At 33.7% G+C, this 14,999-nt stretch carries 16 protein-coding genes and 1 tRNA gene; 7 read left to right on the top strand and 10 right to left on the bottom strand.

Features of this window, described 5'->3' with window-relative positions; all coding sequences use genetic code 11:
* Positions 1-603, bottom strand: coding sequence for a peroxiredoxin (locus N4A31_00105; GenBank protein ID MCT4634637.1), 603 nt, complete (start codon positions 601-603; stop codon positions 1-3).
* Positions 604-908: 305 nt separating this feature from the next.
* Between N4A31_00105 and N4A31_00100 the strand changes: the two genes are divergently transcribed.
* Positions 909-1,739 carry a hypothetical protein gene (locus tag N4A31_00100; GenBank protein MCT4634636.1) on the top strand — a complete coding sequence of 277 codons (831 nt, stop codon included), beginning with the start codon at positions 909-911 and terminating at the stop codon, positions 1,737-1,739.
* 38 nt (positions 1,740-1,777) lie between these two features.
* On the opposite strand, the gene N4A31_00095 is transcribed toward N4A31_00100, so the two are convergent.
* A tRNA-Met gene (locus N4A31_00095) sits at positions 1,778-1,854 on the bottom strand.
* 153 nt (positions 1,855-2,007) lie between these two features.
* Between N4A31_00095 and N4A31_00090 the strand changes: the two genes are divergently transcribed.
* The 5 genes from N4A31_00090 (at position 2,008) to N4A31_00070 (ending at position 6,088) form a co-directional block, all read left to right on the top strand.
* Positions 2,008-3,612 carry an ATP-binding cassette domain-containing protein gene (locus N4A31_00090; GenBank protein MCT4634635.1) on the top strand — a complete coding sequence of 535 codons (1,605 nt, stop codon included), beginning with the start codon at positions 2,008-2,010 and terminating at the stop codon, positions 3,610-3,612.
* Positions 3,613-3,634: 22 nt separating this feature from the next.
* Positions 3,635-4,234: a histidine phosphatase family protein gene (locus N4A31_00085; GenBank protein MCT4634634.1), complete on the top strand. Its 600-nt coding sequence runs from the start codon at positions 3,635-3,637 to the stop codon at positions 4,232-4,234.
* A gap of 4 nt (positions 4,235-4,238) precedes the next feature.
* Positions 4,239-5,054 (top strand): hypothetical protein, encoded by an 816-nt coding sequence (locus N4A31_00080; GenBank protein MCT4634633.1) that lies wholly within the window; start codon positions 4,239-4,241, stop codon positions 5,052-5,054.
* Positions 5,055-5,056: 2 nt separating this feature from the next.
* Positions 5,057-5,704: a tol-pal system protein YbgF gene (gene ybgF / locus N4A31_00075; protein ID MCT4634632.1), complete on the top strand. Its 648-nt coding sequence runs from the start codon at positions 5,057-5,059 to the stop codon at positions 5,702-5,704.
* Positions 5,705-5,800: 96 nt separating this feature from the next.
* Positions 5,801-6,088: a hypothetical protein gene (locus tag N4A31_00070; protein MCT4634631.1), complete on the top strand. Its 288-nt coding sequence runs from the start codon at positions 5,801-5,803 to the stop codon at positions 6,086-6,088.
* 2 nt (positions 6,089-6,090) lie between these two features.
* Here N4A31_00070 and N4A31_00065 read toward each other — a convergent pair whose 3' ends face one another.
* The 7 genes from N4A31_00065 to N4A31_00035 all read right to left on the bottom strand — a co-directional run bounded on the left by N4A31_00065 (position 6,091) and on the right by N4A31_00035 (position 13,025).
* Entirely contained in the window at positions 6,091-6,585 is a 495-nt protein-coding gene (locus tag N4A31_00065) for a hypothetical protein (GenBank protein ID MCT4634630.1), read from the bottom strand.
* Positions 6,586-6,652: 67 nt separating this feature from the next.
* Positions 6,653-6,994 (bottom strand): hypothetical protein, encoded by a 342-nt coding sequence (locus N4A31_00060; GenBank protein MCT4634629.1) that lies wholly within the window; start codon positions 6,992-6,994, stop codon positions 6,653-6,655.
* 109 nt (positions 6,995-7,103) lie between these two features.
* A complete protein-coding gene (locus N4A31_00055; GenBank protein MCT4634628.1) occupies positions 7,104-7,622 on the bottom strand; it encodes an NUDIX hydrolase in 519 nt (172 codons plus the stop codon).
* On the bottom strand, positions 7,622-9,301 hold the full coding sequence (locus N4A31_00050) for a ribonuclease J (protein MCT4634627.1): 1,680 nt from the start codon (positions 9,299-9,301) through the stop codon (positions 7,622-7,624). Before N4A31_00050 ends, N4A31_00055 begins: the two co-directional genes overlap by 1 nt.
* Positions 9,302-9,347: 46 nt before the next feature.
* Positions 9,348-10,745 (bottom strand): NADH-quinone oxidoreductase subunit N, encoded by a 1,398-nt coding sequence (locus N4A31_00045; protein MCT4634626.1) that lies wholly within the window; start codon positions 10,743-10,745, stop codon positions 9,348-9,350.
* A 2-nt stretch (positions 10,746-10,747) separates the two neighbouring features.
* The gene (locus tag N4A31_00040; GenBank protein ID MCT4634625.1) at positions 10,748-11,554 is read right to left on the bottom strand and encodes a class I SAM-dependent methyltransferase; all 807 of its coding nucleotides are present in this window, start codon (positions 11,552-11,554) and stop codon (positions 10,748-10,750) included.
* 10 nt (positions 11,555-11,564) lie between these two features.
* Positions 11,565-13,025, bottom strand: coding sequence for an NADH-quinone oxidoreductase subunit M (locus N4A31_00035; protein ID MCT4634624.1), 1,461 nt, complete (start codon positions 13,023-13,025; stop codon positions 11,565-11,567).
* A gap of 110 nt (positions 13,026-13,135) precedes the next feature.
* On the opposite strand from N4A31_00035, the gene alr reads away from it, so the two are divergent.
* The gene (gene alr / locus N4A31_00030; protein MCT4634623.1) at positions 13,136-14,215 is read left to right on the top strand and encodes an alanine racemase; all 1,080 of its coding nucleotides are present in this window, start codon (positions 13,136-13,138) and stop codon (positions 14,213-14,215) included.
* 243 nt (positions 14,216-14,458) lie between these two features.
* Here the strand turns inward: alr and N4A31_00025 are convergent.
* A partial coding sequence (locus N4A31_00025; GenBank protein MCT4634622.1) for a hypothetical protein occupies positions 14,459-14,999 on the bottom strand: 541 nt, incomplete at its 5' end.

Genomic DNA, 14,999 nt, shown 5'->3' with positions numbered 1-14,999 from the left:
TTATAACTTATCAGCATTTGAAGTTAAATAATCAGCAACACCTTCAGCATTAGGATTCATTCCTTCATCACCTTTTCTCCAACCTGCTGGGCAAACTTCACCATGTTCATCATGGTGGATGAGCGCATCAATCATACGCAGCATTTCATCAACATTGCGACCAAGAGGAAGATCATTAACCACCTGATGTCTTACTACGCCATTACCATCAATTAAAAAAGCCCCTCTTAAAGCCACCTTCTCATCCATCAACACATCATAATCTCTAGCAATAGATTTATCTAAATCCGAAACCATGGGCATTTGAATGTTTCCTATTCCACCTTGACTTACAGGTGTATTTTTCCATGCATAATGTGAAAAATGTGAATCAACACTCACGGCTATAACTTTAACACCTCTTGAAGAGAATTCACCTAAACGATGATTAAAAGCTATAATTTCTGTTGGGCAAACAAATGTAAAATCTAACGGGTAAAAAAATACAACCCCTATAGCACCATCTAAATATTTAGTTAAATCAAAATTATTGTTAATTTCATTATTAGGCATCACTGCAGTAGCCACAAAATTAGGCGCCGCTTTTCCTACTAGAACAGACATAAGTTAATCTCCATAAAAATTATAAATTAAAGTAATATATTTCCACATTCTAGACCTAAGAATATTAGATATCAAGATAAATCTATATACCTTTAACTAGTTTAGTAGCATAATTTAATTAAAAAAAACACTGATTTTTCACCCCCACCTAACAAACAAAAACTTTAAAGTCTCTAAACAATTGATAATTAACAGATCATTCAGCTCTACCTAAACTACCAACACTAACTCCAAATCCATATCTTAATAACTTATTAACTTTCTTTTGATAAAATTTATCTTTTACAAATATAAAAATTTTAATTATGAAAGAACTTCTAAAAAAACTTGTCCAAAACGAATTAACAGAAGAAGAAAAATCCGAAGCACAAAAAAAAACCGAAGATAGAGCAGAAAAATATATTAATTTCTTTAAAAAACCGTTTGAAAAACTGAAATCTGAAGATAGAAACAAACTAGCCATAGCATATAAAGTAATGGCTGGATTTTTCGTTAATTCTGACAAACTTGTTTATACAAGAGATAAGCTATCATTTAAAGATAGATTGAAAGAAATAAAAGACCTTAGACAAAAAGCTGCTTTTATATGTACAACTAGCGCTAAAATAATTGGCAAAACAGCATTAGGATCCCTTCAATTCGTTATTAGAAACTCTATAAAACAGCCAGCAATGCTAGCTTTTCGTCTAGGAGCCGGGACGTATAATTTAGGTAAATATCTAAAAGCAAAAATATCAGGTAATAAGAGAAGAATGGACGCTGAATCAGCTAATTTTAAATATCAAATGCAAGAAACACGAAACGCAGTTATAGGAACAGGAGTCACAGCTGCTATCATCATCTCAACTCTTGGCACCGCTGGCATAACAGCCTCATTCTTTGGAGCAGCCAGCGCTGCTATAGCAACCACTGCATCAGCTATTGACACAGCAGCTTTAGCAAATGATACAGCACAAGGAACGTTCAAGCACATAAAAGGAAGAGCCCCAAAAGATCAAGACATCCATCAACAGGGCATAGAGCTAAACTCTATAAACAGACTCCAAAAAACTTTAGCAAATAAAGACAAAAACCCTGCATCTTGCTCAATCCCCCTATGCAAATCAACAACAGGAAAAAATCTCCGCCATCATTAGTCTCTTTCTTTAAAAGATCATTAAAAATTAAGGAAAATTGGTTGCGGGGGCCAGATTTGAACTGACGACCTTCAGGTTATGAGCCTGACGAGCTACCGGGCTGCTCCACCCCGCGACAAGAATTGATAGAGGCAATATAAGGCATATAATGTAGTTTGTAAAGAAAAAATAAAACATTTACAAAAAATATCTACACTTGTATTGCCAATAGTATCTTGATATAGTTCCCCATGAAAGAAAATTCACCACAATATTAAGTAATAAAAAAATGCTCACAATAAATGACTTGGCCTTTCTCTACGGAGCAAAACTTCTCTTCGCAGATGTGAACCTAAATCTTAATAAAGGACAAAGAATTGGTCTTGTTGGAGGAAATGGCGCAGGCAAATCAACCTTCCTAAAATTATTAGCCGGAGAAGAAGAACCTTCTTTAGGAATAATAAATATAGCCAAAAGAGCTAGAGTTGGATGGTTAAAGCAAGATCAATTCCGATATGAAAATGTTTCTATTGTCAACACAGTAATTGCCGGGAATAAAGTTCTCTGGGAAGCAATATGCGAAAAAGAAGAATTACTTAGCAAAGAAGTTTGCGACGATAAAACAGGATATCGTCTAGGCGAGTTAGAAGAAATTATCTTTGATAATGATGGATATAATGCTGAATATATTGCTAGTGAATTACTAAGTGGATTAGGAATAAAAGAAGAATATCACCATCAACCATTATCAGTTCTGTCAGGTGGATATAAATTACGAGTTCTTCTTGCTCAAAGTTTATTTGATAATCCTGATATATTGCTTCTTGATGAACCAACCAACCACCTAGATATCATCTCGATCTATTGGTTAGAAAATTATTTACGCAACACGTTCAAAGGATTATTGATATTCATCTCACATGATGTAACCTTTGTTAATAATTTGGCCACTCATATTCTGGATATAGATTATGGAGAAATAACTCAATATACTGGAAACTATTGTAGCTTTGTTGAACAAAAAGCAGCTGTAATGGAACAAAAGCAAAAAGAATTAGTTTTCTTAGAGAAGAAAATAGCAACCATGAAGGTTTTTGTTGAAAAATTTAGAGCTTCAGCTTCCAGGTCTAAACAAGCTTTATCTAGAGAAAAACAAATTGATAAAATTGAATTACCCGACGTGAAAAAAAGCTCTAGAATATCTCCTAATTTTTATTTTAGACCTAAGAGACCTTCTGGCAAATTGGCCCTCAATGTAAAAGGCATCTCTAAAACCTATAAAGACCGTCAAATTCTAAATAATGTGAATTTCTCAGTGAGCCGTGGTGACAAAGTGATTATCATTGGACCTAATGGAATTGGCAAATCAACTTTACTTAAAATTTTATTGGACAAAGTTACCGCAGAAAGTGGAGACAAAGAATGGGGGCATGAAGCTCATAAATCATATTTTGCTCAAGATCATCACGAATTACTAAATGAATCTATTTCAGCATATGAATGGATGTGCCAGCAACTACCTACTGAAACTACGAGCAAATTACGTAATGTTTTGGGGCATGTGCTATTCAAACAAGATGATGCTCACAAAGATGTGCTTCAACTATCTGGAGGCGAAGGAGCAAGATTATTACTAGCAAAGATAATGGTTGAAGAAGGTAATTGTCTAATATTAGACGAACCAACCAATCACTTAGATATTGAAGCAAAGGATGGCTTAAAAAAAGCCTTAGTAGAATTCCCTGGAACTTTAATTATGGTAACTCATGATCGAGACTTTGCATCTGGCATAGCAACTAGAATTATTGCAATAACCGAAAAAAATATTATTGACTATAAAGGAACTTATGATGAATACTTGGCAAAATACGGCCAAGATTATTTTAAATATTAAATTATAAAAAAAGGAGAAAATTATGGCGATTGTCCATATTATAAGACATGGGAAAACTCATTATAATGAACAAGGAATATTAACCGGTCGTGGGTCTGATCCAGAATTAACAGAATATGGTATATCACAGGCTCAAGATATAGCTCAACATATACATAAAAACTACATAGAACATATTGATCTTGTTGTCAGCAGCAATATGACCCGTACTAATAAAACAGCAGAGATTATTAATGAGTTATTACAAAAACCAATGTCATTTGATATGGACCTTCAAGAAAAACATCACGGAGGGTTTGAAGGACATAGTTTGGACTATGCTTTGCCAATTTTAAATGCTCTAGCAGATGATGAAACTCACCCCATCCATGGAGCGGAGCGTAGAGATCATTTTGATGCAAGAATTACCAACTCAATATGCAAATATTTTCATATGGAAGAACATAAGTCTGTGTTATTAGTCTCACATGGATTTGTAATTGAGCGAGCTCATCTCCACTTTAAAGAAGAAGAAGTGAAAGCTCATAACGCCCACCTATTCACTCTAGACCCAAAAGAAATTGATTTACAAGGTAAATGCACTTCTTTCTATCAAAAGGATATCTATATAGAGGACTTATAAAACAATGACTTACACATTACTAACAGAAAGATCAATAATTAGAATATCTGGAGAAGATAGGTTTAAGTTTTTGCAAGGTCTGATTAGTAACGATGTAAACAAACTCCTCCCTAATGAGGGGCTATATGCCTGCATGCTAACCCCTCAGGGAAAATATTTTGCTGATTTCTTTCTATATATAGATGGGGAAAGTATTTTATTAGATCTTCCAGATTTAAGACAAGAAGAGATCGTAAAAAAATTGAATATATATAAATTAAGAAGTGCTGTTAATATAGAAACATGCCCAGAGTATAAAGTAGTTTCATTCTTATCTGCACTAAAAGCCCCAGGAGTTTTTAAAGACCCAAGATCCCCTACTCTTGGAATGAGAGGATTCATTCATGAATCTAACTTATCCAAACTAACAAGAAATATAGCAAATAATCCTAATGCTTATGACTTAACCAGAATTGAGAATTTCATTGCTGAAGGAGAAAAGGACCTAATCTTTGAGAAGTCTTTCTTACTTGAATATGGACTAGATAGCCTTAATGCAATTGATTACAATAAAGGATGCTATGTAGGGCAAGAATTAGTAGCTAGAACTCATCACAGAGGAACAATTCGCAAGCAAATAGTCCAGGTAGAATCTAAAGACAAATTACCTGAATCTGGAACAAAAATATACGCTGGAGAAAAAAAACTTGGGGTAATGTGCTCTGCTGTTAATAATAAAGGTTTGGCATTAGTCCGCACAGAGGATACAATCAATTTAAATCATGCAGTAAAAATCACTGTAGGAAACCAAGAAATAAAACTAAAAATTAAGGAGCATTAAATATGCGTAATTTATTTTTCTTACTTATCATAACTTTTAGCAGCATCTCTTATGCCGATGATATAGTTTATCAATTGGAACAAAGAATTAATGAACTAACTGATAAAGTTGAAAGATTAAGCCATGAAAATGACCTTCTGCAACAAAAAATAGATTCTTTATCAGAAGATGTTGATTTTAGAATACGAGAAATAGAAAAAAAATCTTCTACATCAGCCAATAAAACTACAACTTCAACTAAAAACACCAAAAAAACAGATCCAAAACTTATCAAAGCACAATTTGACAAAGCATATGATCTGCTTAAAAAACAAAAATATACTGAAGCAGAAACGGCACTTAGTAAATTTATAAGCAACTACCCTAAAAGCGACTATACAGGAAATGCTTATTATTGGTTAGGCGAAAGTTTAATGACTCGCAAGAAATACGATAAAGCAGCTGTTAATTATTTACAATCTTTCAATCAATTCCCTAAAAACAGTAAAGCTGACCTAAGCATATTGAAGCTTTCCTCAGCACTAAATGCTTTAGGAAAAAAGAAAGAAGCTTGCACAATGCTAGCAAAATTAAAACCAAAGAACTCTAGTCTTAGCTCCACTATGCAAAAACTTCTAAAGAAAGAACTTGCATCAAATGGATGTAAATAACCTTTTATTTAAAGATTGTTAATTATATCTGTTGCTATTTAGGTTAAATTATGTTAACCTTAGGTTGGAATTTGAAATCTAATCTAAGGTAGTTATATGCAAAGAAAGATAATGGACTTTTACGAGGCAGTTTCTTCAGATGATGGAATCAAGGTAGAGAAAATTCTTACCAGCAATCTGTTTTCCGAATCAAAGATATCCGTTAAAATTATTACAGGAATGCTAGTTATCGCAGTAGAAAACAAACTCATTAATGCCGGAAGAGCCATCTTGAATTATAACACTTATAGCCATGAGAAGATCAGCGACCTTCATCTTAATGCTATAATTAATCTCGCCGCAAAAACAGACATGTTAGATCAGCTAAGAACTACCTATCATTGAGATTAAAGCAAACCTCTACTGACTGAACTAGAACGATCTTGATCGCGTTTCTTTTCTTTTTCAGAAAAAGATAACCCGTGTCTTGAGGGATTTTTACTAAAATCTATTCTTAGACCAGCCTGAGATAAAGGACCAGATAACTTATTTATATCTAATTCTTTCAAAGAAGGAGTCTGGATAAATAAACTTGCATCTTTTTTTAAAGAATAAAAGTTATCTTGCAATCTATAGACTATATTAGTTACCAGCTCTCTTTTTTCATCACTGGATTTATTTTTTACAAGACCTCTTGTTTTCCTTAGAGAAGTAGATAACTGATTTAAGTCTTCTTTTAGAGAACTTAAAATATTCTCCGTTCTATTAGTATCTTCTAAAGAAACATCATCTCTAAATTTAAAAGCATTAACTAACTTCTTAAATTGATTAATATGTTCACAAGCCATGATTATCCCCTCATGGTTGATCATGTTTCCTCCACCTGTATTGAGATGTCTCATTTTTAATAACTCCTTTTAATTATATGTAATTAAATAATAATAGGATTATCTTAAGAAATTATTAAGCCTATGGATCTAATCTTATCTTATAGGTCACACCAACAGAATAACGATTTGGATCATCTGGAGACTCAAGCTCTCCAAAAACTCCTAACTTATTACCCTCTTTAGGCTTATCGAACTCTTCTATAGATTTACGCCTAGATGGAAGATCAGACTCTTCATGATACTCAATATCACCAAACGCCACTCCTTTTAAATCTTGATCGGGTAAAGTTTTATTTTCAGGAGTATCTATCTTTGACTTTATAGGAAACTGCTTAACAGACTGTTTATTTTGAGGAATAAAATAATAACCCAACAGACAAATAACAAAAGTAATAATAAAAACTATCGTAAAATTTCTCATTTATTTTTTTCCATGTATAACTTATCAAAATATACTATTCATAAATTTTATAAAAACCAATCTTAAACTCATAAGTTAAATTAATTTATCTGATTTAAAATGAGTTTTGCTAATTACAAGGGTTGTAATCACCCAAGTTAACCAGATATTGTTTTAGAATTTTACCATGATCAAAAGCAAATCCACTATCAGTAAGATTAAGAATATCTTGAGAGCTATATAATTTTACTGACTTAGCATCACTTCCTGCTTTAGGACTCTGATTAGTAACGCAGCTATATGTAACTTCCACAGAATGCTGTCTTGGATCACGCCCAGGATCACCATGAACTCCAAGTAACTGTAAATCACTAATCTCAGATATATTTAGCTCTTCTAGTAATTCACGCCTAAATGCCACTTCTAACGCTTCGTTATATTCAACATGACCACCAAACATTGCTACTCCTTTAGGAGCTTTGCCACGCTCAATAAGAACAATTTTATTTTCTGGACAAACATGAACTACACCAGCAGTTGTTAGAACTGGTTTTAGAGAATCAACCTTTTTCATTGAAGAATAATATCCTATTCCAAAAGCAAAGATCACAATAATTATGTTTATAGCAAATTTTTTATACTTGCTCATTATAAGTAAACTAACTCCACTTCTATCATTGGATTTTTTCCAACTTCTCTTTTTAGAACGCCACGTATAGCTGTGCGAACAGTGGATTCCACCACATCGCTACGCTGTTTTTTCTTAGAAACAGTCTCCATAAAACCCCCTAAAGCCTTATGAACCTCTTTGGCAATGTTAGTTACAATACTCCTGTCTTCCTCCATATCCAAAACACCAGGAGCTCTAATAACTGGAGGCATAACCATTTGGTTTCTATCATTTAACATTAGCACCATAAATACCACTCCAGATTCTTGCATACGACGACGCATTTTTAAAATGCTGGAATTTCCTGGAAGTAAGAAATGACCATCAATCCCTAAATAACCAGACTCAACCTTATCAATAACTTCTGACTTCCCAGGAGCTAGCCTTATAACATCTCCATTAGTAACCTGAACAGAGTTTTTCACCCCCCAAGATTTAGCCAAGCGGATATGCTCATGTATATGCATTAATTCACCATGAACTGGCACCGCAACTTGTGGACGAATCAATTCATACATCAATTTTAATTCACCTTGAGATGGATGACCTGACACATGAACAAAATGTTCTTTCTCTGTGAACACCTCGATTTGCTGAGCAATTAATTGATTTAATAGTCTAAAAATCTTTTTCTCATTACCTGGAATAATTTTTGATGAAAAAATTATTGTATCACCTGGTAATAATTTTAAATTAGGATGAGAACCATTAGCCATTTTAGTTGTGGCTGCCATTGGTTCACCTTGACAACCTGTAGACAAAACCAATAACTTCTCACGTTTTATGTTTCCCATTTTATCAGGACGTAATACAGGAGGAATATCCAGTAAATACCCACTAGATTGAGCAGCCTCTAAAATTCTCCACAAGCTTCTTCCAGCCATAACCACTCTACGACCAGCAGCTTCTGCAGCTTTCAAAATTGTTTCCATTCTAGCCACATTAGAAGCAAAAGTAGTAATCACCACCATTTTCTTACAGCCCTTAACCAACTCTATAATACTTTCACGCAAATCCCCTTCAGATCCAGAATATGTATCATTAAACACATTGGTTGAATCACCAATCATTGCTAACACACCTTCATCACCTAATTTGCCTAATAGCTTCTGATCATTTGGATCTCCAATTAATGGGTTATGATCAAACTTCCAATCACCAGTATGAAACACATTACCTAAATCAGTACGAATCATAAGGGATTGCATTTCAGGAGTGGAATGACTTAATGGAACAGTCTCAATTGCAAAAGGACCAATTTGAGTGACACTATTTTCCTCAATCTCAATGATCTCTATGTCTCTCCAGAAATCTGTTTCTTTTAATTTTGCCCTTAAAAAACTTGCTGTAAATTTTGTAGTATAAATAGGGCAACGCAATTCTTTCCAAAGATACTGAACAGCACCTAAATGATCTTCATGGGCATGGGTTAAAACAATTCCAAGCAAATTATTTTTCTGGTTAGATATATAATCTATTTCAGCTACCATTAAATCCACACCTGGGAAATAATCATCTGTAAATCCAGCACCCAGATCTACCATCAACCATTTACCTTTATATTGGTATAAATTGACATTCATACCAATTTCTCCTGCTCCCCCTAATGGAATAAAGATCAGGTCATTTTTATGTTTCTTAATATCAAAACTCATAATTATTTACATCTTATATATAGTATTAATTTTCTTAAATAAAATTAAATTAGTAGGAAAACATTATATAGAACAAGTTAAACAACACAAGAGTTAAGATAGTAATCCTGACTCCATAAGTCATTTCATTAGTGAACTTACTATGCGCTTCATCTAAATACATTATTTTCACAATTCTTAAGTAGTAATAAGCAGAAATAACAGCAGAAATAATAGCAAATAAAATAGTTACATATAATCCTGCGTTTAAAGCTGTTTGAAACACATAAAATTTAGCAAAAAAACCAGCAAATGGTGGAATTCCAGCTAAAGAAAACATAAACACCGCCAAAAATGCAGCCGCTAAAGGATTTGCTTTAGATAGTCCTGACAGATCTTTAATCTCTATAATATCTTTATTATTAGATTTAATATTCATAACCATGGCAAACACGCCTAAAGTCATAGTTACGTAAATTCCCAAATATATCACCACGCTAAGATCTTGAACAAAAGCAGAAATAGCAAGCAACATATAACCCACATGCCCTATGGAGCTATAAGCTAGTAATCTTTTAATATTAGTTTGTCTTAAAGCTCCAATTGATCCAACCAACATGGAAAGACAAGTTATTAAGATAAATATAGGCTGAAGGTCTAGCTTCCATCCAGATAATACATCTGAAGTTATTCTAAGTAATGCTCCAACAGTGGCTATCTTGGCAACTGTTGCAAAGAAGCAAGTTACAATTGTAGGAGATCCCTGATACACATCAGGTGTCCACATATGAAAAGGAGCTGCCGAAATCTTAAAGAACAAACCTATTAGGAACATAATAATCCCAATAATCACTCCAATAGCTATATCGCTACTAGCATTAGCACTTAAAAGAATCTCTAAGGCATCAAAATCTAAATTTCCTGTAAAACCATAAATTAAAGAAACACCAAATAACAACAATCCTGAAGCAAATGAACCTAAAACAAAATACTTAAGTCCCGCCTCTGAAGATTTACTGTCTTCTCTTTCAAAAGATGCCAATACATATAAACAAAAGCTTTGCAATTCAAGCGACACATAGAAACTCAAGAAATTATTTGCAGATAACATCAACATCATTCCTGTAACTGCTAGCATTACTAGAACTGGAAACTCAAAAAGATCCGTTCTGGCAATAGAACATCCTTCTAATTGCTTCCTTCCTCCAAGTATGGCATAAAAAACACCAGAAATTAAAATCAGCAGCTTTAAGAATCGAATTAACCCTGTGGTTTTAAATAAACCATCAAATGCAACAACCTCATAACCTGGAACTTTAACTAACAGAAAATAAATTGCCACTGAGAAAGCAAGTGCTAAAAGAAGATTTCCATATTTGAAGCATTTGCTAAATACTCCTATTATTAACACACCACAAGCCACTATGCTTAAAAAAACTTCAGGTAATAAAATATTAATTTGGTTCATGATTACATCTCTTCAGAAAAATTATTTTGTACACCTAATAAAGCAGCATCTTTACAGGCAATAATACCAACATTCTCTCTACCATCATAACTCCACTCATTAGAATTATAACTCAATGGAAATTCTTCAGAATATTTCACATAAAATCCTCTATCCTCAAACACTCCTCTAAGATAATTCGCACTCAAGAAATGAAATGGTTTTTCTTTTAGACTTTGATAAACCTTCTCACTAGTAAACTCTAAATCAGTATATTCCTGCATGTTTTCAATATAACCTGGCCAATCTTCACCATTTTTTATTCTTTTCTCATATTCAGAAATAAATGAGGCAAACCTATTTACATATGGAGTAATCCCAACCAAATATACACATCCTTCAGGGTTAAGAATCTCTACAATTTTATTAACAGCATCTCCAAACTTCTCTGGACTGAAAAAATGAGCTACTCTAGCCATTAAAATAGCATCAAAATTCTGTGCTAATTTGAATTCCTGAGGAAAATTACTAACATCTGTCTTTAACCTGTAAAACTGATCCTTACAACATTCTTGCACTCTATTATTTAAAATTTCAATATGTCTATTATCAAGGTCATTAGCAACAATATTAACTTCTGTATTTTGTAGAACACTTAATACCATATTGCCATATGCAGCACCAATTTCTAAAGCCAACACAGAAGAATTAGATTGTTTTAAGAAATCTAGATACCTATAAGTAATAGGATCGACCGCAGGACTAACTGCCCCCATATTATTTAAAGTTTGTACACGACCATCCAAATACGGACTTGGCATAGATAACATAATGTATTTCCTATTTTCCTAACAACTCTAGAACTGGAGTGTGAAGCGCATCCGTAATAATTTTAGGATAAACTCCTAATAATATAGTTAATATTAACAACGGAGCAAGAATCAACCACTCTCTTATACTTAAATCCTCTAACTCTTCCACTTTAGGATTGGTTATGCCTCCAAATATCACTCTTCTATAAAGCCAAAGCATATAAGCCGCACCTAATACTAACCCTGTTGCAACCATAGTGGCATATAGTTGATTAACTTGATAAGTCCCCACAATAACCAACATCTCTCCAACAAATCCACTAGTGCCAGGAAGGCCTACTGAAGCCATAGTGAACACCATAAAGATAAAAGCGAACATAGGCATTTTATTTACCACTCCACCATATTGGCTAATTTCTTTGGTATGCATACGATCATATAACGCGCCGACAATCAAAAATAATGCAGCTGAAACCAAACCATGACTAATCATCTGAAATAATGCACCTTCAATGGCTATTTGATTAAAAGTGAAAATCCCCATGGTAACAAAACCCATATGAGCTATCGAAGAATAAGCAACCAGCTTCTTCATATCAGTTTGAACAAAAGCTAAACAGGATGCGTAAATAACTGCAACTGCACTTAAGAAAAACACTATATTTGCAAAGTGATGACTAGCATCAGGCAGCATAGGAAGAGAAAATCTCAAGAAACCATAAGCTCCCATTTTTAGCAAAACACCCGCTAAAATAACTGAACCAGCTGTAGGAGCCTGCACGTGAGCATCAGGCAGCCAAGTGTGAACTGGCCACATTGGTATCTTCACTGCAAAAGAGATAAAAAATGCCAACCATAATAAGTTCTGCTCTGTAAGAGAAAATTCAGACACCAAGCCTTGTAAATGGATAATATTCAATATGCCTGTATTTTGATAAATATAAATGATAGCCACTAATAAAAATAATGAACCTGCGAGAGTATAGAGAAAAAATTTAATTGCCGCATATATTCTTCTTTCTCCTCCCCAAATACCAATGAGCAAGAACATTGGAATCAACATCGCTTCAAAAAAGATATAGAATAGAATAAAATCTAAGGCACAGAACACTCCAATCACCAAAGACTCAAGAATTAGAAAAGCCACCATATATTCTTTTACTCTAAACTTGATAGACTCCCAACTAGCTAGAATACAAAGAGGAGTTAATATGGCGGTTAGTATAATTAAAAAGATTGAAATACCATCTATCCCAAGATGATAATTCATTCCCATAGATTTTATAAGAAGATAAAATTCTTGAAACTGAAACTCTGACACAGAATTATCAAAATCTAAATAAACTACGATACTCACTAACAATGAAATAAGACTACTTAGAAGAGCAATAATCTTTACAGATCTATCCTCTTTTGTAGCAAATAGAATAAATAATACCCCAAGCAAAGGGCATATAATCATGCTAGATAATAATGGAAACGCCGTCATTATATTAACCTTCTAAAATTCTTTCACATCTTTTTTAGCATATATTTCTTATTCTTGCATTAACTTATTCAATATACTATGCTTTTGAGATATCTTTAATAGGAAAAAATATGGCAAGAGTTGCTACAGCAGCATTATCTACGAAAAATCTTCTTCATAATCTTGAAACTATAAAAAACCAGGCTCAAGAGCGCAATATAATGGCAATGATCAAGGCTAATGGATATGGTCACGGGCTTCGCTCTGTTGCTATTCTCTTAGATGGTAAAGTTAGCAGCTTTGGTGTTGCGTGCGTAGATGAAGCTCTAGCCTTAAGAAAAGTGAATGTTAAGGCACCAATCACCTTAATGTCCGGTGCTTTTGAACCAAATGATTTACTTATTGCTTCTGAACAAAATTTTCACCTTATCTTTCATGAGAAACAACAATTAAAATGGTTAGAAACTATCAAATTAACAAATCCTATCAAAATTTGGCTAAAAATTGATACTGGCATGGGTCGCTTAGGTTTCCTCCCAGAAGATGCAAAAGAAATATATAAAATATTAAGCAACAATCCACAAATAATAAAACCTATTGGAATAATATCTCATTTAGCTTACTCTGAAGAAAAGGATCACCCCTTAAATCAAACCCAATTTAAGAGATTTAAGCAATTCACCAAAGAAATGTCGGGTCCCAAAAGCATTGCTAATTCTGCTGCAATTTTTAATTTTGAAAATAATTTATATGAAGTTGTAAGGCCAGGATTATCATTATATGGAATCTCTCCCCTTCCCCATAAATCAGCTTCAAGTCTAAATTTAAAACCCGTTATGACCTTGCAAACAAAATTAGTCAAAGTATCTAACTTTAAAAAACATACAACAATCGGTTATGGCGCCAAATTCTCCTGCCCTGAAGACATGCCTGTGGGAGTAATTGCTATGGGCTATGGAGATGGATATCCCAGAACTGCTAAAGATGGTACCCCTGTACTTGTGAATAATAAAAAATGTCAAATAGTTGGCAGAGTATCTATGGACATGGCCACTATTGATCTTAGAAATTGTCCAGATGCTCAAGCTGGAGACCCTGTCACTTTATGGGGTGATAAATTACCAATAGAAGAAGTTGCAAAACACACAGATCATATTCCTTATGATCTTATCTGCGGAGTTCAACAACGGGTCAAGTTCTATTGGAGTTAGCAAATTTCATTTGATAAGCAAAATAAGAATTACCCCCAAAATAAGTGCCAAACCAATGAACATATTCAGAAACTGAAATAGTATGCTGAGTCTATTAAGAATCACATCTCATGAGATCTAGTTTTTCTCTAATGCAAAAATCATAGATAAAAAACTAAATATGATTGCCATTGATAATTAATAACCGAATCCCCCTCTCATCATCCAGAGCAATTTAACCTTAGCTAAACTGCTGCAGAAAAACTAATGCGATTGCACACCTCCTTTGGGTTTATTATATGGAACAGCAGCTGGAAAAGTACCTTCGCTCCTATTTCTAAGAAATCTCTTTAATAGATTATCTTTTTTCTTTGGTAGATTATCTGGCTTCAAAGCACCTCTTCTATCTTTAGTTCTTGTTTCTTGTCTAGTTAGCTTTTTTTTCTGCTTCTCAAATTTTTCAAGCCCTTCATTAATTTGCTCAATCCCATCACGAGTATTTTGTACAATATCAGCTGCTTGAGATGCCACTAAACTTCCCTGTACAAATTTTTCACTAGCTGTGATCCCCACTGCCGCAGGTGCAGCCATTCCACCTCCAGCAGTTGCAACCATAGCAGTATCTAGCAGTGCTATACCTACTGTAGCCGCAGCAGCTCTAATAAATTTTTCTCCTTCATACCCCATATTCTGAAATTTAATTTCAGCTTGCTCCCTAAGTTTTTCTTTTTCAGATGAATCTTTTTCAGAAAGAATTTTAGCTTCTAAGGTTAAATATTCCAAAGCATTTAGCATTGCCATAGAC

The sequence above is a fragment of the Rickettsiales bacterium genome (assembly GCA_025210695.1).
Lineage (GTDB): Bacteria > Pseudomonadota > Alphaproteobacteria > Rickettsiales > CANDYO01 > CANDYO01.
Note: the sequence above shows the minus strand (reverse complement) of the source record. Positions and strands in the feature narration are given on the sequence as shown.

Excerpts from the sequence above, each read along its gene's own strand:
- N4A31_00100 (MCT4634636.1), top strand. The coding sequence starts at position 909 with ATGAAAGAACTTCTAAAAAAACTTGTCCAAAACGAATTAACAGAAGAA.
- alr (MCT4634623.1), top strand. The coding sequence starts at position 13,136 with ATGGCAAGAGTTGCTACAGCAGCATTATCTACGAAAAATCTTCTTCAT.
- N4A31_00045 (MCT4634626.1), bottom strand. The coding sequence starts at position 10,745 with ATGAACCAAATTAATATTTTATTACCTGAAGTTTTTTTAAGCATAGTG.
- ybgF (MCT4634632.1), top strand. The coding sequence starts at position 5,057 with ATGCGTAATTTATTTTTCTTACTTATCATAACTTTTAGCAGCATCTCT.
- N4A31_00070 (MCT4634631.1), top strand. The coding sequence starts at position 5,801 with ATGCAAAGAAAGATAATGGACTTTTACGAGGCAGTTTCTTCAGATGAT.
- N4A31_00055 (MCT4634628.1), bottom strand. The coding sequence starts at position 7,622 with ATGAGCAAGTATAAAAAATTTGCTATAAACATAATTATTGTGATCTTT.
- N4A31_00065 (MCT4634630.1), bottom strand. The coding sequence starts at position 6,585 with ATGAGACATCTCAATACAGGTGGAGGAAACATGATCAACCATGAGGGG.
- N4A31_00105 (MCT4634637.1), bottom strand. The coding sequence starts at position 603 with ATGTCTGTTCTAGTAGGAAAAGCGGCGCCTAATTTTGTGGCTACTGCA.
- N4A31_00085 (MCT4634634.1), top strand. The coding sequence starts at position 3,635 with ATGGCGATTGTCCATATTATAAGACATGGGAAAACTCATTATAATGAA.
- N4A31_00080 (MCT4634633.1), top strand. The coding sequence starts at position 4,239 with ATGACTTACACATTACTAACAGAAAGATCAATAATTAGAATATCTGGA.
- N4A31_00035 (MCT4634624.1), bottom strand. The coding sequence starts at position 13,025 with ATGACGGCGTTTCCATTATTATCTAGCATGATTATATGCCCTTTGCTT.
- N4A31_00040 (MCT4634625.1), bottom strand. The coding sequence starts at position 11,554 with ATGTTATCTATGCCAAGTCCGTATTTGGATGGTCGTGTACAAACTTTA.
- N4A31_00060 (MCT4634629.1), bottom strand. The coding sequence starts at position 6,994 with ATGAGAAATTTTACGATAGTTTTTATTATTACTTTTGTTATTTGTCTG.
- N4A31_00090 (MCT4634635.1), top strand. The coding sequence starts at position 2,008 with ATGCTCACAATAAATGACTTGGCCTTTCTCTACGGAGCAAAACTTCTC.